13 protein-coding genes and 2 tRNA genes are annotated in these 17,802 nt (G+C 67.4%); 9 read left to right on the top strand and 6 right to left on the bottom strand.

Annotation, left to right across the window (positions count from 1 at the left end):
- Positions 1–5: 5 nt before the first annotated feature.
- The gene (locus FX134_RS10355) at positions 6–575 is read left to right on the top strand and encodes a 4Fe-4S dicluster domain-containing protein (protein ID WP_080801359.1); all 570 of its coding nucleotides are present in this window, start codon (positions 6–8) and stop codon (positions 573–575) included.
- An 80-nt stretch (positions 576–655) separates the two neighbouring features.
- Here the strand turns inward: FX134_RS10355 and FX134_RS10350 are convergent, their stop codons facing one another.
- Positions 656–1,891 (bottom strand): MFS transporter, encoded by a 1,236-nt coding sequence (locus FX134_RS10350; RefSeq protein ID WP_232051002.1) that lies wholly within the window; start codon positions 1,889–1,891, stop codon positions 656–658.
- A gap of 93 nt (positions 1,892–1,984) precedes the next feature.
- Positions 1,985–2,704, bottom strand: coding sequence for a Crp/Fnr family transcriptional regulator (locus FX134_RS10345; protein WP_172623454.1), 720 nt, complete (start codon positions 2,702–2,704; stop codon positions 1,985–1,987).
- A 388-nt stretch (positions 2,705–3,092) separates the two neighbouring features.
- Here FX134_RS10345 and groL point away from each other — a divergent pair, with 388 nt between their 5' ends.
- The gene (groL, locus tag FX134_RS10340) at positions 3,093–4,679 is read left to right on the top strand and encodes a chaperonin GroEL (protein ID WP_080803998.1); all 1,587 of its coding nucleotides are present in this window, start codon (positions 3,093–3,095) and stop codon (positions 4,677–4,679) included.
- Positions 4,680–4,841: 162 nt separating this feature from the next.
- Here groL and FX134_RS10335 read toward each other — a convergent pair.
- A tRNA-Met gene (locus FX134_RS10335) sits at positions 4,842–4,918 on the bottom strand.
- 118 nt (positions 4,919–5,036) lie between these two features.
- Positions 5,037–5,816, bottom strand: a complete 780-nt coding sequence (locus FX134_RS10330; protein WP_080801348.1) for a CPBP family intramembrane glutamic endopeptidase — start codon at positions 5,814–5,816, stop codon at positions 5,037–5,039.
- Between the two features lie 49 nt (positions 5,817–5,865).
- Between FX134_RS10330 and FX134_RS10325 the strand changes: the two genes are divergently transcribed.
- On the top strand, positions 5,866–6,618 hold the full coding sequence (locus tag FX134_RS10325) for a TraX family protein (protein ID WP_080801345.1): 753 nt from the start codon (positions 5,866–5,868) through the stop codon (positions 6,616–6,618).
- A gap of 6 nt (positions 6,619–6,624) precedes the next feature.
- On the opposite strand, the gene FX134_RS10320 is transcribed toward FX134_RS10325, so the two are convergent.
- Positions 6,625–8,139 carry an LCP family protein gene (locus FX134_RS10320; protein WP_232050915.1) on the bottom strand — a complete coding sequence of 505 codons (1,515 nt, stop codon included), beginning with the start codon at positions 8,137–8,139 and terminating at the stop codon, positions 6,625–6,627.
- Between the two features lie 79 nt (positions 8,140–8,218).
- Between FX134_RS10320 and FX134_RS10315 the strand changes: the two genes are divergently transcribed.
- Positions 8,219–9,448 carry an IS3 family transposase gene (locus tag FX134_RS10315; RefSeq protein WP_080801342.1) on the top strand — a complete coding sequence of 410 codons (1,230 nt, stop codon included), beginning with the start codon at positions 8,219–8,221 and terminating at the stop codon, positions 9,446–9,448.
- A 66-nt stretch (positions 9,449–9,514) separates the two neighbouring features.
- On the opposite strand, the gene FX134_RS10310 is transcribed toward FX134_RS10315, so the two are convergent.
- Complete coding sequence (locus FX134_RS10310) at positions 9,515–11,692, bottom strand: MurT ligase domain-containing protein (protein ID WP_080801339.1); 2,178 nt, start codon at positions 11,690–11,692, stop codon at positions 9,515–9,517.
- Between the two features lie 507 nt (positions 11,693–12,199).
- On the opposite strand from FX134_RS10310, the gene FX134_RS10305 reads away from it, so the two are divergent.
- The 5 genes from FX134_RS10305 (at position 12,200) to FX134_RS10285 (ending at position 17,692) form a co-directional block, all read left to right on the top strand.
- Positions 12,200–13,387 carry a polysaccharide deacetylase family protein gene (locus FX134_RS10305; RefSeq protein ID WP_232050914.1) on the top strand — a complete coding sequence of 396 codons (1,188 nt, stop codon included), beginning with the start codon at positions 12,200–12,202 and terminating at the stop codon, positions 13,385–13,387.
- A gap of 208 nt (positions 13,388–13,595) precedes the next feature.
- A complete protein-coding gene (locus FX134_RS10300; RefSeq protein ID WP_080801333.1) occupies positions 13,596–14,870 on the top strand; it encodes an ArsB/NhaD family transporter in 1,275 nt (424 codons plus the stop codon).
- 89 nt (positions 14,871–14,959) lie between these two features.
- A tRNA-Thr gene (locus FX134_RS10295) sits at positions 14,960–15,035 on the top strand.
- A gap of 89 nt (positions 15,036–15,124) precedes the next feature.
- Positions 15,125–15,406 (top strand): hypothetical protein, encoded by a 282-nt coding sequence (locus tag FX134_RS10290; protein WP_080801331.1) that lies wholly within the window; start codon positions 15,125–15,127, stop codon positions 15,404–15,406.
- Between the two features lie 303 nt (positions 15,407–15,709).
- Positions 15,710–17,692 (top strand): bifunctional metallophosphatase/5'-nucleotidase, encoded by a 1,983-nt coding sequence (locus FX134_RS10285; protein ID WP_087881562.1) that lies wholly within the window; start codon positions 15,710–15,712, stop codon positions 17,690–17,692.
- Positions 17,693–17,802 lie beyond the last annotated feature (110 nt).

Raw genomic sequence — 17,802 nt, 5'->3', positions numbered from 1 at the left:
GAATCATGGCTGACAAGGTTCAATACGGCATGGTTATCGACACGACCCGCTGCATGGGATGTCAAACCTGCGTGGTGAGCTGCAAGGTGTCGAACCAGACCCCCGAGGGGCTGTACTGGGGGCGCGTCCGCAGCCGCGACGGCGAGATCGTCTACCAGGCCACGGGCACCTTCCCCGACGCGAAGCTGGCGTTTCGGCCCGAGCTGTGCAACCACTGCGAATCTCCCGCCTGCCTGGCCAAATGCCCGGCGGGCGCGATCGAGAAGCGCGAGGACGGCGCCGTGGTGGTGAACGAGGAGGCGTGCATCGGATGCGGCACCTGCGCGGTGGCCTGCCCCTACGAGATACCGCAGGTGGACGAGGCGGCCAAGAAGGCGTCGAAGTGCACCCTGTGCCACGAGCGCATAGCCGTGGGCGAGCAGCCCTGGTGCGTGCTGTCGTGCCCCGGCAAGGCGCGCATCTTCGGCGACCTGGGCGACCCCGCAAGCGACGTATCGAAGTACATCGCCGAGAAGAAGGCCGTCCCCTTCCACGAGGAGTTCGGAACCGGCCCCTCGGTGTACTACGTGATGTGACGTTGCCAACCCTCCCTCCCTTGGAAGCCCGCCTCGGCGGGCTTCCTGCTTTTCGGGGGACAGCGAGCGGGGGCCGAGCGCTAGAAGCGAACCGCCCGCTTGGCGACGAGCAGCGCGAACGCGCTTGCGATGGCGAAGGCGGCCTGCCCGGCGAAGACGAACTCCGGGGTCGCAGCCACGGCGAACAGCCAGCCGAAGAGCGTCGAGGCGCAGGCGATGCCGAGGTCAACGACGTTCTGCTGCACGGCGAGAGCCGATGCGCGGAACCGCTCGTCCACGCGCGCGGATATGGTGGAGAGCACGACGATGGTCGACCCGGACGAGCCCAGGCCGGCGACGAGACCCGCCGCGAGCAGGATGGACGGGACGGACTGCACGAACGCGATCAGCCCGATGCCCGCCCCCATGCAGCCGAGCGTGCCCGCCAGCAGTATCCGCCGATCGCACCGATCGGCGGCCCAGCCGGCAAGCGGGTTGGCGATGAGGCCGCCCAAGCTGAAGCACGAGAAGAACAGTCCCGCGTTGATGGGGGATCCGATCCCCTCGACGAACGTCACGACGAAGTTCATCGACAGGCCGTACCCGAGCGAGACGACCGCCGTGACGCAGAGCAGCACCGGAAGGTTCCCCTGCCCCGACGCGAAGGCCCCGCGCAGCTTCCCCGCCGTTCCTGGGGATTCCCCGCTGGCGCGCTCGGCCGCCCTTCCTGCCGCCGAGCCTCCGTCCGAAGGCGCGAAGCACAGCGATAGCACGAGCGCCATAGCGGCAAGGCCCGCCAGCGCCAGGAAACAGGCCGCATACCCTCGCTCGCCCACCAGCATGAGCGCGGCGAGCGGCCCGACCAGGAGCGACGCGGCTGTGGCGAAGCGGTAGGCCCCGATGAACAGGCCGCTTTTGCCCTGGGGCGCGATGGAGGCCACGGCGGCCACGGCGCAGGGCCAGAATGCCGAAAGTCCGACCGCCTGCACGCATCGCACCAGCAGGATCTGCCAGAACGCCGTGCAGAACACGAGCATCACGCTCGATACGACGAACGAGGCGGCGCCGACAACCATGACGAAGCGGGTTCCGCGACGATCGGCCAGCGGGCCGAAGTAGAAGCGCATGAGCACCGCCACCAGGAGGAACACCGTCCCCTGCAGGCCTGCCTCCACCATCGTCGAGCCGATATCCAGCGAATAGGAAGGCAGCAACGTCATGAGGACGTTGTTGCAGCCGTACATCGAGAACCCCGCGAGCGAGATCCCGACGAGCGGGAGCACCCCTTTACGGACGCGCGTGCGTCCTTCCTCGTCCAATCGTCGCGCATGCGCCATCTTCAACACCCCCGTATCCCCTTGGCACCAGAGTATATCCGCGCGACGCGGGCCGGTCTGCCCAATAGTGTGCACACGCGGGAAAAGAAGATGTCAGTCGCCCGACTCGAGCTTCGTGACGCTTTCCAGCCGATCCATGTCGAGGATCTCGATGCTGTTGCGCCGCTTCGCCACGATGCCCTGCTCCTGAAGGCGCGAGATCGACGACGTGACGGAGTTCCTGCTGATGCCGAGGATGTTCGCAATGTCGCCGTTGCCGTACTTCACGATGATGGGCGCAGTCACATCGTCCGACCCGCCGGCGGCGCGCGAGCCCAGCTCGTCGCGACCGAGGCTGAGCAGCAGCATGGGCACCCGCTGGGCGCTTGCGTAGAAGGCCGACGAGACCGATTCGTTCGTCAGCGTCGAGATGAGGTTGTACAGGTACTTCACGATCATATCGGCGAAATCCGGGCAGGTGTGCAGCGCTTTGAAGAACGATTCCTTCGGGATGGCGACGAGGTCGCTGTCGACGCACGCGCTGGCCGTGGCGATGGGCACGCACGTGTCGCTCAGTATCTGGAAGCCGAAGAAATCGCCCTTCTTGCAGAAGTACAGCGTCTTCTTGCGACCGTCGCGCTCGAGCTTGTAGATCTCCACCATGCCCTCCGCCACGAAATGCGCGGTCCTATGGGGCTCCTCGCCCCATCCGAACAGAACGCCCTTCGGCACATGGCGCTCGTAGTAGTCGACGCCCGCCTTCTGCAGCATGCCGACTAGCTCGTCCCTCCCCGGAAGCTCCGACGAGATCTCTCCCCTGTCAGGCCAGAACATGGTTGCCCCCTCCCCCAAACTTCGCCCTGCACGCCCAAGCATAGCACAGCGATATGTGAGACAAAGGGAGACGAAGGGACGGGGCAATCGTCTCATCCAAGTGCATCTTCGCTCCAAAAACACGCCTCATGTGCTGAGGCGTGTTTTTGGAGCGAAGATTGCAGCGACTGGTGTTTCACGTGAAACGTCGGGGCTTTCAGAGCGTCTCAATCCAGAGGAATCGCGGAAAAGCGGGCTCGCGGCTAGCACTCTGAGCAAAAGAGTGCTAATTTCTTCGGGTATGGTTTTTCAGGCGCTGCGTTTCGCGGGCAGGCTCTTCGCCCCTCGGAAGGCGGCGCTCCGCGCGGCGATGGCGAAGCGCCGCGACATTTGCGAGGAAGGAAGAGACGTGCCCAAAGATCTTGCTTTCGATAACGAAACCCGCGCGAAGCTGGCGGCCGGCGTGAACAAGCTGGCCGAGGCGGTGCGGGTGACCATCGGCCCCAAGGGCCGCTACGTTGCCATGGAGAAGCAGCACGAGAAGCCCAGTCTGTCCAACGACGGCGCCACCGTGGCCGCCAACGTCGACCTGGAGGATCCCATCGAGAACATGGGCATGAAGATCGTCCGCGAGGCCGCCATCGCGGCCAACAACGACGCGGGCGACGGCACCACCACGGCCACCATCCTGGCCGACGCGCTGGTGAGCGAGGGCGTGAAGTGCGTTATGTCAGGCTCCGACCCCCTGGCGCTGCGCCGCGGCATCCAGAAGGCAGCCGACGTGGTGGCCGGCGAGGTGCTCAAGAACGCCGTCGAGGTGTCCACGCGCGAGCAGATCGCCGAGATCGCCACAGTCTCGGCCGGCGACCGCGAGATCGGCGAGAAGATCGGCGAGGCGCTGGAGGCCGTCGGCCGCGACGGCATCGTGTCGGTCGAGAAGTCGCAGACGTTCGGCATCGAGGTGAAGGTGCTCAAGGGCATGATGTTCGACAACGGCTTCATCTCGCCGCACATGGCCGATGATCCGGGCCGCATGGAAGGCGAGCTGACGGAGCCCTACATCCTGATGACCGACCAGCGCCTGGCCGACAACTTCACCGACGTCGTGCCCGTGCTCGAAGAGGTCATGAAATCCGGCCACCCGCTGCTCATCGCCGCCGACGACGTGCGCGGCGAGTCGCTGAACGCGCTGCTCACGAACCGCCGCCGCGGCACGCTCAACAGCGTCGCCGTGAAAGCGCCGTCCCTGGGCGACCGCCGCAAGGCGGAGCTGGAGGATCTGGCCATCCTCACCGGCGGCGAGGTTATCACGCCCGACCGCGGCCTCACTTTGGCCGACGCCCAGAAGAGCATGCTCGGGCGCGCCGCCAGCGTGCAGATTTTCAAGGATCGGACCATCGTCATCGGCGGCAAAGGCAAGAAGGAGGCCGTCGAGCAGCGCTGTAACCAGCTGCGCGCCCAGATCGAGCAGACGAAAGTGAAGTACGACCAGGACGTGCTGCGCGAGCGCTTGGCCAAGCTTTCCGGCGGCATCGCGGTGATGAACGTGGGCGCCGCCACCGAGACCGAGATGAACGAGATCCGCAGCCGCATCCAGGACGCGCTCCTGGCGACGCGCTCGGCCGCCGAGCAGGGCCTCGTGGCCGGCGGCGGCGTGGCGCTCGTGCAGGCCGCAGCCGCGCTCGACGGCGTGACCTGCGACGAAGCGGACGAGCAGCTGGGCGTGGACATCCTGCGCAAGGCCCTGGAGGCTCCGGCGCGCGCCATCGCCGACAACGGGGGCTTCGAGGGTAAGCTCGTGGTGGAGAAGATCAAGACGCTGCCGCTGGGCGAGGGCCTGGACAGCAAGTCCGGCGAGTACGGCGACATGATCTCGCGCGGCATCGCCGACCCCGCGAAGGTGACCACGACCGCGTTGCACTCCGCCGCGTCCGTGGCGTCGCTCATCCTCATCACGAACGCCTCCGTGAGCGAACTCGTCCCCGAGGAGAAGTAACCCGCCGGACAACCGCCCGCCCCAAGCCCCCTCGCCCCTGCCAATCCCCCAAGCCCCCTCGCCCCTGCCAATCGCAGCGGACGAGGGGGCTTTGTAGTTTAGGACTCGTTAGCGCCAAACAAAAAGGTCGGAAGCCATTTGAGCTTCCGACCTGCTAGTTTCTGGTCGCGGGGGCTGGATTTGAACCAACGACCTCCGGGTTATGAGCCCGGCGAGCTACCAGACTGCTCCACCCCGCAACGTAGGTTGCGCCTACCCTTCCTGCCCGAAGTACCTTCAAACAGGAAAAGCGGCAAGAAAGAATATTACCTTCGCGGAGTCCTGGGCGCAAGATAAAACTTTGCTTTCACAGAATCATCACGTCGGTCCGGAGGGCGATCCGGGGGTTCCGCCTCCCCGCTCCTTTGCCTCGCTCCAGGCGGCGAGGGCGGGCGGGACGAGGAGGGCGGTCGAGGCGGCCAGCAGAGCGAGGTCGCGCAGGTCGCCGGTGACGTAGGTGGCTTGCGCGGCACCGGCCAGCATGAGCGGACCCGCGTAGAAAACGTTGAACAGGCCGTGCAGCCCCGCAATCGCCCACAGGCTGCGCGTGCGCACGAAGAGCCCCGCCATGAACAGGCCGAACAGCGTCGCTTGCAGCGGCTTGAGCACGGTTTGGGCCCAGGCTACGGCCGACCCGGCCGCAACCGCATCGGCTATCGGCACGTGCAGTGCGCCGAACAGCAGCGACGAGACGAGCGCCGCCTTCAGCAGCCCGCGCCGACCGCCACCGAAGGCGGGCACGAGCGCGGCGAGCGCCGCCACGCGGAAGACCCCTTCCTCGAACACGCCGGTGAACAGGCACGAAAGCACGACCTCGAGCACCTGCGGCACGGAAGCCGAACCGTCGCGCCCCATACCCGCAACCGACGCGAGCCCGCAGGCGAGCCCCACCGCCAGCACGTAGGCCGGCCATCCGAGGCTGCCGCGCATCCCCCGCCACGCGAGCGCCGGCCGATCCGCCAGCGCCGCGGCGCCGACGCCTACCGCCGCCAACAGCACCCCTTGTACGAGCAGGTCGCCGGACACGAGTTGGAAGCACGCGACCGAAAGCACAAGCGATCCGGCGAGAACCGCCGCAGTCTTCGCCTCCTCTTTCATGCCGCGCCACCTCCCGCCTTCGCCTTCCCGTGCAGTATACTGGAACGCCATGGCAACGACGACAGGCATATCGGCAACCGCACCTCCCCGAGGCGGGCTCTCGTCGTTCGCGCTCAAAGCCGTGGCCATCATCGGCATGACGTTCAACCACGGCTGCTACATCTTCTACCCCTACCTGCCCGTCGAGGCGCTGTCCGTCCTGTTCGGCCTGGGGGGCGCCACGTTCCCTATTATGGCGTTTCTGCTGGTGGAAGGCTACGTCCACACCTCCAATGTCAGGCGCTACGCCCTGCGGCTGCTCGTGTTCGCGCTCATCGCCGAGGTGCCGTTCTGGCTCTTCTTGTCGCATGAGGGCAACGTGCTGTTCACCTTGCTCCTCAGCCTCGCGGCGCTCTACCTGTACGACCGCCTGGAGAATCGCGCGCTGTTTTGGCTGGCCTTCGCCGCCCTCACCGCCGCGAGCGCGGTGTGCGACTGGGGAATCCTCGGGCCGATCATGGTCCTCATGATGCGCGTCCTGCCCGGCCGCCGCGAGCGCATCGTCCTGCCCATCCTCCTGCCCATCGTGAGCTCCGGGCTGCCCTACGCCTTGCAGCTCTTCGCCACGCTCGACCTGGTGAACCTGCCGTTCGCCCTGTACGGCCTGGTGGGATGCACGCTGGCCATCCCTCTTCTGCTCGCGTACAACGGCGCGCGCGGCCGCTCGATGAAGTGGTTCTTCTACGCGTACTACCCGCTGCACATCCTGGTGCTCGGGCTGGCGAAGGGGCTGCTTCTGGGCGATTGGACGCTCGGGTACTGAGGATGCCTACCAGTCGGCGCCGAGGATGACGAGGAGGTCGCCGTCGAAGGCGTACGAGCCGTCGTTGAGCACGAGCCTGCCCGCGCCGAGCGCGTCCGCCACCTGCTGCGCGGCGGCCGCCTGGCCCTCCGTGCCGTACACGACGAGCGTCTCCGCGTAATCGAAGCTATCGGCGTTGCCGGACTCCACCGTGTAGCCAAGGGCCTCGATGGACTCGGCCGCCACCGAGCCCGCGCCCGCCACCCCGTTGCCGTTGAGCACGGACACGAGGCCCGGCTGCGCAGACGCCTTCGCCCCGGTCGCGCCCGAGCCGCCCGAGCCCGATTGCTGACCGCCCGTGGTGGCCAGCACCGTGTTCGATCCCGCATCGACGATGTCCTGCTCGGTAGGCGGAAGCCCCTGGTCGACGCGGGCCATCATCTTCTTCCACGCCTGGACGTCGGTGATCTCGTACCAGATATCGTTGATGTACTGCGATTCCGTAGGCTCCATGGCCGAGTAGATGTCGGTGGAGGGGTCGAGCCCCTGCAAGGCCTGCGCGAGGCCAACGATATCGGTGATCTCGAGATCGGTGGTGACGTACTGGGAAAGCGCCTGCACCGTGCCGGCCATGGTGGCCACGTCGGCCGCGAGCACCTTCTTGGCGATGGCCGCCAGGACGAGGCGCTGGTTGGCGGCGCGATAGGAGTCGCCGTCGCCGAACTCGTCGTAGGCGTGGCGCGCGCGGCACAGGATGAGCGCCTGGTCGCCGTCGAGCGTTTGGAGGCCGGCGTCCACGTGCCCCCCGGCGTCCGCGTCGTCGATGGTCATGGGAACGTCCACCTCCACGCCGCCTAGCGCGTCGACGACGTCCTTGAACCCGTCGAAGTTGATCTCGGCGTAATGCGAGATGGGCACGCCGGCCAGCTTGGATACCGTCTCCACCGTCATGGCGGGGCCGCCGATGGCATGCGCGGCGTTGAGCTTGTTCTGCCCGTACTCGCCCATGTCGACGAGCGTGTCGCGGTGCAGCGACACCATGGTCACCTTCTTGTCCACCGGGTCGATGCGCGTGAGGATGATGCTGTCGCTGCGGAACTGGTCGCCGGCGTACTCGGCCGATGCGGCGCGGTCGTCCGACCCGTCGGTGCCCATGAGCAGCAGGTAGAACGGCTCTCTGGCCAGGTCCGTGTCCACGAGCGCGGCGCGCAGATCGTCGTCCACGCCTTCGTGCAGGTTGCCGGACAGGGTGGAGTAGTAGGCGAAGGCCGCTCCCGCCCCGCCCAGCACGAGAACCGCGATGACGGCGAGAGCGATGAGCATGGTGCGGCGGCGGCGCTGCCTGCGCGCATGCACGTACTCGGCGCGCGAGATGCGCCGCGGCGTGGGAGTCTGGCTGGGGGGCGTCGCATACCTGGCGCGCGAATCGACCGGCATGCGGCCGGCGTCGGCGGGCGTGCGGCGAGCGCGCGAGGGGTTGCTGCGTCGGTTGTCCATACGGCCATGGTGCCAGTCGCACGGCAGCGGCGCAAGCGCCCCCACGTCTTCCCTAAGAAATGCCCATAGGGCGTGACAGAGGGACGGGGAGGTGCGGACTCTAAGTTGGAGAAAAGGAGTTCGCATGTTCTCGCTTGAAGAGAAGATAAAAGCCGTTAACCTCGTGAGGGACGAAGGCATGAGCTACCGGTCCGCCGCCCGGTCCTGCGGCGCCTCCCACGAGACCGTGAGGCGCTGGCGCCTCCAGCTCGAGGGAGGCCGCGGGGAGGGCCTCGGCGCGGCCGGGAAGCCCCGAGCCCGGAAGGAGGCCCCCGTGCCCGACCTGGACAACCTGCCCGACGACCCCGAGGAGCTCAAGCGGATCATCTTCGACCTGCGCTTCGAGATGGACCTCAAGCAGGCGGTCGTGGACATACTAAAAAAAGACCCCGGCGCCGACCCGAGGACGCTCCCGAACAGGGAGAAGGCCCTTCTGGCAGGCGCCCTGCGGAGAACGTATTCGATTGGATGGACGCTGTCGTCGCTTCGTCTCGCACCAGCCACCTTCTACTACCACGCGAAGAGGGCCGGGGAGGACCCGGAGGCGGAGCTGCGGCCGAGGGTGGTCGAGGCGTGCCTGGAGAACCCGGGGTGGGGGTACCGCAGGATCAAGGCGGCCCTCGCCTCTGACGCGGAGAGGCCGCTGAACGCGTCGGAGAAGCGGGTGCGCCGCGTCATGGCCGAGGAGGGCCTGCAGCCCGACAGGCGCCGGAGGGGCTCCCGCTACAGCTCCTACTCGGCCAGGGCCGACGCCTCCGACCTGCCCAACGTCCCCTTGCGCGAGGACGGCGGCCACGACTTCTCGGCTCCCGCGCCGAACCGCCTGTGGCTCACCGACGTGACCGAGTTCGCGCTGCCGAGCGGGGAGAAGGCGTACCTCTCGCCGGTCCTCGACTGCTTCGACGGCATGCTCGCGGGGTGGGCGGCCTCGGCGAGCCCCGCCTCGGAGGCCCTCGTCGACCCCTCGCTCGAGCGGGCGTGCCGGCTGCTCGGCCCGGGCGGCGGGTGCACGGTCCACTCCGACAGGGGCGGGCACTACCATGCGAAGAGCTGGATCCGGATCTGCGAGGAGAACGGCCTGGCCCGCTCGATGTCGAGGAAGGCCTGCCCGCCGGACAACGCGCGGATGGAGGGGTTCTTCGGCAGGCTCAAGATGGAGTTCTTCGACACGCGGGACTGGACGGGGGCCTCCGCGGAGGATTTCATCGGGGAGCTCGACGCGTGGCTTCTGCGCTACAATGAGTCCAGGCCCAAGCTCTCGCTCGGATGGATGAGCCCCGTGCAGTACAGGAGGAGCCTGGGGCTCGCCGCCTGAGGCCGGGGCGTCTACAAGAAATCGTCCGCACCTCCCGGGGTAATCGTCACTCTGTCACGCCCCTCCCTACGCTTTCACGTTGAAGCGTTTGCAGAGGGCCTCGTTCGCCGCGAGTTCCACGGCGTCGTCGAGGGGCGCGAGGGCGGCGGGCTCTCCCTGCGTGCGAGCCGCGTTGCGTTCGAGGGCGCGGCAGAGCAGCTCGTCGGCCACTTCGGGGTTCTTCGCCAGCAGCGGCCCGTGCAGGTAGGTGCCCACCAGGTTCTTGAACAGCACGCCGTCCTTCTTGTCCGCGTCGTTGTTGCCGTGCCCCGTCGCCGAGGCCACCTCGCCGAACGCCTCGACGCCCGCGCCGAGGTGCGTGCGGCCGGCGTGGTTCTCGTAGCCCACCACGGGACGCGTCGCCAAGGGCGAGCTCAGCACGATGTTGTCGATCAGCCGGTCGGCCGAGCCGCCAGCGGCGCGCTCGGTGGTCATGTCCACGATGCCGAGGCCCTTCACCACCTCGTCGCCGAGCAGCCACTCGTGCCCGAGGATCTGGTAGCCGCCGCAGATGGCCAGAAGCACGCCGCCGTCCTCGACGTAGGCGCGCAAGTCGTCGCGCATGCGCATGAGCTCGCCCGACGCGAGGCGCTGCTCGCGGTCGGGACCGCCGCCGAGCACCACCAGGTCCACGCCGGAAAGGTCGACGGACTCGCCGTGGTTGACGCGGCGCACCTCCACGGGGATGCCGCGCCAGCGCAGACGCTGCGCGAGGACGCGCACGTTGCCGCCGTCGCCGTAGAGGTTCAGCAGGTCGGGGAACAGATGCGCGATCACCAGCGGCGACGCGGCGCCCGGAGCCGGCGGCTCGATGGGTCCGCGCATCTCGGCAGGCGCGCCGGAGCCCGACGCCGCCGCGGCCGTCCCCTCGCCCGCCCGCGCGTCGAGCACGGCCTTAACCACCGGCAGGGCCGTGTAGTTGGCGATGAAGTAGGCGTTCGCCTCCTTCGGCAGGCCGGCGATGCGCGCCAGCAGCTCGTCGGTGCCGTCCACCACCTCCGACACGATGCCGGCGTACTTGAGGCGCACCTGCACGTCGTTGCCGCGGATGCCGCCGGCGAACACGGCCATCGGGCCGCCCTCGGCCAGCTCCTCGAAATCGATGTCCCACAGCCACGACACGTCGCGGCCGTCGCCCTCCTTGTCGTTCACGAAGAACGCGACCGCCTTGGGATTCGGATCCTGCGCGACGATCTTGAGGTTCTGATTGAAGCCGGTGGGGTTCTTGGCCAGGTTGAGCAGGATGCGCCGGCCGTCGATGTCGAAGGTCTGCAGCCGGCCGTTCTGCGGGTCGAACGCGTCCACGGCCTGGCGCACCGCGTCGGCAGGGCAGCCCGCCAAATCGGCCGCAACCGCCGTGGCCAGCAGGTTGTACACCATGTACGCGCCGTTGTACGGGGCCTCTATCTCGAAGGCGTCCGCGCCGTCCTCCGCGCGCCGCACGCGAAACGCGAGGCCGTCGGCGCCCAGGCGCACTCCCTCGCCCGCAAAGGCCAGCGCGGGCCGCTCGAAGCCGCAGTCCGGGCAGCGGTACGCGCCCAGCTGGCCGTACTGGCGGTAATCGTACTCCAGCATGGCAGAGCATTGCTGGCACATCTGCGCGTCGGCCACGGTGTTCTGCGGCAGCCCCATGTCCTCGGCCAGGCCGAAGGGAACGGAGCGGTTCGCCGCGCGCGCGGCGATGGCGGCGCACAGCGGGTCGTCGGCGTTGTACACCAGCACGGTGCCCGGCGACTTCGCCAAGGCGCCTGCGATGCTGTCCTGGATGCGGTCGATCTCGCCCACGCGATCCAGCTGGTCGCGGAACAGGTTGAGCAGCACCACGTAGCTGGCCTGCATCTGCGGCAGGATCTTCGCCAGCCACAGCTCGTCGCTCTCGAACACGCCCCAATCCGACGGCTTCGCGTGCAGCAGCGCCGTGGCCACGCCGGAGTCGAGGTTGGCGCCCGTGCGGTTGCACACGACGCGCTGGCCCGCGCGCTCGAGGATGTCGGCCAGAAGGTTGGTCACCGTGGTCTTGCCGTTCGTGCCCACCACCAAAAACGAGCCCGCCTGAAGCTTCGGGGCCAGGTCGGCGATGAGGCGCGGGTCGAGGTAAAGCGCCATCTTGCCGGGAAAGTTCGCGGCGGGGCGGTGGAACACGTTCTTCAGCCCCCAGGTTGAGACGGCGCTGACGGCGCGTGCGGCGGCGAACTGAATGCCCATAGGTTCGTTCCTTTCGATCACATGGTGCCACCAGTATAGCCGTTTGCCCTGCGCGCCTACGGCCCCTGCCACGTTGCGCGCCCCGCCCCTCCATACAAACTTCAGCAAGCGGCGCCGCTGCGGCCCTCGCGGCCGACCCGCCGTTCAAGCCGGCCGCTGAATCAACCGCCGGTGAAGATGCTCGCCGTGATGTAGTTTTGATGGCATCACGTGGTATGGTAGTTCAGATGTGCACTGTGCCCGGCGCGCGACCCACGCACGAGGACGACCATGACATACGACCGCTCCCATAATCGAACCAGCGCAACGCGTCCGTATCGCGATGCCCCGCAGCGTTCTGATCGCGGGACGAGTCGCGTCGAAGGCCGCCCGCCTGCGACGTCCCCGCGCCCTTCCCGCACGCCGCGCGAAGCGTACGGCAGGCAGTCGGCGTATCCGGCCCGACAGAGCTCCTACCGCCGTCCCCCCTACGAAACCGAACGCCTCTCGTCGCGAGGCGGCGGCTACGTGCCCTACGGCAGCCGACCGCGCACCGCGCCCCCTCAGCCGAAACGGCCGCGGCGCAAGCTCGCGGGCATCCTCGTCTGCTCGGCGATCGTGCTCGCCTTCGCGAGCGTCATCGCCTTCGCCGTGCAGAGTCTGCCCATCTCCATCACCTTCAACGGGCAGGCGCTCGAAGTGCCCGGCGAGCGGACGCTCGCCGACGCCATAAAGACGAGCGGGATCCAGCCCGCGCCGGGCGACCTCGTGGCCGTGGACGGCAGCGTGATCGAGGCAGGCAAGGGCGAGCCCTTCCACGCCACCGTCAACGGCGAGCCGGCGAGCGATCTTACGCGCAAGCTCGCGAAGGGCGACGTCGTGGAAGTGGGCGACGGCGGCCCCATCGAGGAGCCCTCCGACGTCTCGGAGCAGGCCGTTCCCTTCGTCATCGAGACGGAGGGCAACGGAGCCATCCATCTGCTCGAAGGCGAGGGGGCCGAGGGCCTCGTGCAGACCAAGACCGGGCACATCTCCGGCATCACCGCCGACCAGACCGTGCGCGAGCCGCAGAACATCACGCGGCGCAACGTGAGCCCCCAGGTGGGCGACGACAAGGTGATCGCGCTCACGTTCGACGACGGCCCGTGGCCCGACACCACCGCGCAGGTGCTCGACGTGCTGAAGGAGCACGGCGCCAAGGCGACGTTCTTCACCGTGGGCAACCGCATCGACGGCGAGGGCATCGACCTGGTGAAACGCGCCGCAGCCGAAGGGCATCAGATATGCACGCACTCGTTCAGCCATGCCTCGGGGACGGGGCAGGGCGTGAACCTGGGCTACATGTCGCCCGAGGAGCAGACCGCGGAGATCGAGCAGGGCTACGCCGCCATCCAGAACGCCACCGGCGCTGAGGCGAGCCGCGTCATCCGGACGCCCGGCGGCAACTACGGCGAGGAGGTCATGCGCGCTATCGGCCCGCTGATCAGCGTCGAGATCGGGTGGAACATCGACTCCCAGGATTGGCAGAAGCCGGGCGCGGGCGCCATCGTCAACCAGATAGAGGCCGCCTGGCCGGGGGCCATCGTCCTCATGCACGACGGCGGCGGCGACCGCACCCAGACGGTCGAGGCGCTCAGGAAGGCGTTGCCGCGGCTCAAGGAGCAGGGCTACCGGTTCGTGACCGTTGACGAGCTCATGGCGTACCCGCTGGCCTAGCCGACGCGCCGCTCGCCGTCCAGGGTCAACCGCTCGCTTCTGTCGCGGGCGCATTGACAAACCTCGCCGAAAATCCCTGTCCACGACGCCGCCAACTTGCTATAGTTCAAACGAGGTCGTGCGGAGGCGCGGCTTTTTTGAGGACGATATTCGGGAAATTGGGACTCTGCGGGCGCTGGAGAAGCCGCCTGCGTGAGGCGGTGTTTTCATGGACGTGAGCCAAATCGTATCCATCGCGGTCTTCGTCGTGGTCATGGTGGCCATCATGACGGAGAAGCTGCACCGGTCGCTTGCGGCCATCGTGGGCGCCATGCTGGTGCTGGCGCTGCACATCCTGCCGTTCGACGCGGCTATGGAGCACATCGACTTCAACACGCTCGGCGTGCTCTTGGGCATGATGCTGTTCGTGTCGGTGGTGAAGCTCTCCGGCATGTTCGAGTTTCTGGCCATCAAGGCAGCGCGGCTCGCCAAGGGCGACCCATGGAAGGTCATGCTGCTGTTCGTGCTGCTCACCGCCGTGCTTTCGGCGTTCTTGGACAACGTGACCACCGTGCTGCTCATCGGACCGATGACGCTCACCGTGTGCAAGCTGCTCGATGTGAACCCCATCCCGTTCTTCATGACCGAGATCCTCGCGTCCAACATCGGCGGCACGGCCACGCTCATCGGCGACCCGCCCAACATCATGATCGGCTCGGCCGCCGGGTTCACGTTCTTCGACTTCATCCTGTACGACGCGCCGGCCGTCGTGGTCATCCTGGCCGCGGTGCTGGGGGTGTTCTACCTGATGTACGGCCGGAAGATGCAGGTGAACGAGGAGCATCGCGCGCGCCTCATGGAGCTTGACGAGCACGCGATGATCAAGAGCAAGCGGCTGCTCAAGCAGAGCTACGTCATGATCGGCCTGGTGGTGGTGGGCTTCATGGCCCACGGCGCGCTCGGCCTTGAGTCCAGCGTCATCGCGCTCGGCGCGGCTGGCATCATCATGCTGATCTCGGGCGAGAGCATCGAGGAGGCGCTCGCCAACGTGGAGTGGACCACGCTCGCGTTCTTCGCCGGCCTGTTCGTCATCGTGGGCGCCATGGCCGAGACGGGCGTCATCGAGATGCTGGCGCACGCGCTCATCGACGCGACGGGCGGCAACGTGTTCATCACCATGCTCGTGCTGCTGGTGGGCTCGGCCGTCATCTCCAGCTTCCTGGACAACATCCCGTTCGTGGCCACGATGATCCCCATCCTCTTGGCCATGGAATCCACCGGCATGGACGTGACGCCTCTGTGGTGGGCCGTGTCGCTGGGCGCGTGCCTGGGCGGCAACGGCACGCTCATCGGCGCGAGCGCCAACGTGGTGCTGTCCGACATCAGCAAGAAGAACGGCTACGAGATCACGTTCGTGCAGTTCCTGAAGACGGGCTTTCCCATCATGCTGCTGACCGTGGTGATAGCGGGGCTCTACCTGGTGGTGCGGTTCCCGCCGATGTAGGGTTTTCGGCAGAAACCACTGGTGGACCCCTTGCGAGGCCCGGAAGCTTTCGCTATACTTCATTTTCGCGCTTCGCAAGAGGCCGTGACGCCAACGTGGCTCAGCTGGTAGAGCAACGCACTCGTAATGCGTAGGTCAGCGGTTCGAATCCGCTCGTTGGCTCCAGAAAATGTGCAGGTCATCGGGGTAAAACCCGGTGGCCTGTTTCTGTTTTGAGCTTTGAATATTCCAGTTTGGCGAATGGGAGGATGGATATGGGAGCAGCGAAGCATGGCGAGGCAGGGCGCTACCTTCTCACATCCTTCGACGCGGACGAGCGCGCCACCGACAGGCGCGGCCTGTCAGCGCGCGACGACGCCGAGGCGCTTGAGCAGGCCGAACGCGCCCGCTGGGAGCACGAAGCCGCAGGAGAGAGCCGCCTGCTCGTGCTGGAGCGCGCGGACGGCGGTGAGCGCGCCGTCGTGGCCCGCCTCGGCTCGCGCCGCTTCGAGGGCGTCCGCGAGGTGCCGGAAGGGCTGGGCACGCCGCTTGACTAGCCGCCGTCGGCGGATATCGGCGCGCCGCGGCCCCCAAGCCTTGCGCGGTGGCCGGATCGCCTGCGAAAGCTGTGGACAGAATCGGCCTTCGGGACTGATTTTTCGCGCATCCCACGGCCGCAGACGAAAGAAACCCCTGGTCGCAAATGCTTGCGCCAAGGATCACCCTTTCAAAATCAGTCCCGAAGGCCGATTTTGTCCATGATGATGCAAGTCATATATAAATTCGGACGCTCGTCCACCGAGCCGTCGTGTAAGGTGTAAAATAGTGGACGTCATTTTCCCCGTGCGAAGGGAACGCCCATGAAGATGTCGCCGCGAAGCCTCCTCGACCGCCTCGGGCACCTCGCGCTCGCCCTCGCGTTCGCCTGCGCCCTGCTGCCCCTGCCCGCCGCAGCTGAACCGGCGGAGGAGTCCCCCGCCACGGTCGAGGCCGACGAGACGACCGAGCCGGAAGCCGAACCCGCAGCGACCGAGGGGTCCGCAACCCCCGCGCCCGCAGCCGCCTCCCCCATCGTCATCCTGCACACCAACGACGTGCACTGCGGCGTCGACCAGGTGCTCGATGCGAACGGCAACCCCACGAGCATCGGCTACGCGGGCGTCTCGGCGGCCCTGAAGGCCGCGAAGGCGCAGTACGGCGACGACAACGTCACGCTCGTCGACGCCGGCGACGCCGTGCAGGGCAAGCCCATGGGCACGCTCTCGCAGGGCGCCTACCTCGTGGACATCATGAACCAGGTGGGCTACGACCTGGCCATCCCCGGCAACCACGAGTTCGACTACGGCATGGCCCAGCTGCGCGCGCTCGTCGGCCGCTCGAACGCCACGTACCTCGCCTGCAACTTCGACAACCTGGCCACCGGCAAGACGGAGTTCTCGCCCTACACCATTAAAACCTACGGCACCACGAAGGTGGCCTACGTGGGCATCGCCACGCCCGAGTCGCTGACCAAGTCGAACCCCGCTCACTTCAAAGACAAGAACGGCAACACCGTCTACAGCTTCTGCGAGGACGATTCGGGCCAGGCGCTCTACACCCGCGTGCAGCAGACCGTCGACGCGGCGCGCGCGGCCGGTGCCGATTACGTCGTGGCCCTCGGGCACCTGGGCGAGACGGGCGTCGCCACCCGCTGGCGCGCCGACACGGTTATCGCGAACACCACGGGCATCGACGTGTTCATCGACGGCCACTCCCACGAGCAGTACGAGCAGCGCATCGCCAACAAGAGCGGCCAGGAGGTGCCGCTCGCCCAAACCGGCACGCAGCTGCAAACATACGGCCAGGTGGTCATCGACCCCGCCACGGGCTCCATCACGACGAGCCTGGTGAAGCCGCCCGTGGCGCAGGACGCCGACACCGCCGCCTTCGTCAAGCAGATCGAGGACGAGCTGAACAAGACGCTCGGCAAGGTGGTGGCGCGCACCGAGGTCAAGCTCGTAGCCGTGGAGAACGACGCGCGGAAGAACTGGGCCGTGCGCATGCACGAGACCAACTTGGGCGACCTCACCGCCGACGCCATGCGGGTGGCGCTCGGCGCCGACATCGGCTTCTCGAACGGCGGCGGCATCCGCTCCGACGTGCCCGTGGGCGACATCACCTACGGCAACGCCATCGGCGTGCTGCCGTTCGGGAACGCGCTGTGCAAGGTGGAGGCCTCCGGGCAGACCATCATCGACGCGCTGGAGATGGGCGCGCGCCTGTATCCCCAGCCCAACGGCGGGTTCCTGCAAACCTCGGGGCTCACCTACGAGATTCGCTCCGACATACCCACGCCGGTGAAGCTGAACGCCAAAAACGAGTTCGTGGGCATCGAGGGCGAGCGGCGCGTGCAGAACGTGCGCGTGAACGGCGAGCCCATCGACCTGGGCAGAACCTACACCGTGTCGGCCATCGCGTATCTGCTCAAAGACGGCGGCGACGGGTTCACCATGTTCAAGAACGCGAAGGTGATCGTGGCCGAGCAGGGCCTGGACTACGAGGCGCTCATCACCTACATCCAGGATAACCTGCACGGAGTGATAGCCGCCGACTCCATCTACGCGAACGAGGGCGGCGAGGGCCGCATCCTCGTGAAGAACGGCCCCGACCCGAAGCCCGTGCCGAAGCCCGACCCCAAGCCCGAGCCTACGCCCGCGCCCAACCCGAAGCCCCTCGCGCCCACCGGCGACCCGCTGACGGCGCAGACGGCGCTGGCGGGAGCGGCCGCGCTCTGCGCGCTCGCGGGGGCAGTGGGAGCGCGGCGCGCGATGCGGCGCGCACGGCCAACCGCGTCACGCAGGTAGAGGGCTACAGCGGGGATGCGGCCCTCTTTGTCATCCTGAGCGAGCGAAGCGAGTCGAAGGATCCCACGCGGCGTTAGCTGACAGTCTCACGGCTGGCGCCGCACGGGATC

The organism is Arabiibacter massiliensis (assembly GCF_902386925.1).
Classification (GTDB): Bacteria; Actinomycetota; Coriobacteriia; order Coriobacteriales; family Eggerthellaceae; genus Arabiibacter; species Arabiibacter massiliensis.
Note: the sequence above shows the minus strand (reverse complement) of the source record. Positions and strands in the feature narration are given on the sequence as shown.

What these genes read in the sequence shown, in the direction of transcription:
- FX134_RS10325 (WP_080801345.1), top strand. Translation starts at nt 5,866, where the DNA reads ATGGCAACGACGACAGGCATATCGGCAACCGCACCTCCCCGAGGCGGG.
- FX134_RS10330 (WP_080801348.1), bottom strand. Translation starts at nt 5,816, where the DNA reads ATGAAAGAGGAGGCGAAGACTGCGGCGGTTCTCGCCGGATCGCTTGTG.
- FX134_RS10350 (WP_232051002.1), bottom strand. Translation starts at nt 1,891, where the DNA reads ATGGCGCATGCGCGACGATTGGACGAGGAAGGACGCACGCGCGTCCGT.
- FX134_RS10290 (WP_080801331.1), top strand. Translation starts at nt 15,125, where the DNA reads ATGGGAGCAGCGAAGCATGGCGAGGCAGGGCGCTACCTTCTCACATCC.
- FX134_RS10300 (WP_080801333.1), top strand. Translation starts at nt 13,596, where the DNA reads ATGGACGTGAGCCAAATCGTATCCATCGCGGTCTTCGTCGTGGTCATG.
- FX134_RS10345 (WP_172623454.1), bottom strand. Translation starts at nt 2,704, where the DNA reads ATGTTCTGGCCTGACAGGGGAGAGATCTCGTCGGAGCTTCCGGGGAGG.
- FX134_RS10310 (WP_080801339.1), bottom strand. Translation starts at nt 11,692, where the DNA reads ATGGGCATTCAGTTCGCCGCCGCACGCGCCGTCAGCGCCGTCTCAACC.
- FX134_RS10285 (WP_087881562.1), top strand. Translation starts at nt 15,710, where the DNA reads ATGAAGATGTCGCCGCGAAGCCTCCTCGACCGCCTCGGGCACCTCGCG.
- FX134_RS10315 (WP_080801342.1), top strand. Translation starts at nt 8,219, where the DNA reads ATGTTCTCGCTTGAAGAGAAGATAAAAGCCGTTAACCTCGTGAGGGAC.
- FX134_RS10355 (WP_080801359.1), top strand. Translation starts at nt 6, where the DNA reads ATGGCTGACAAGGTTCAATACGGCATGGTTATCGACACGACCCGCTGC.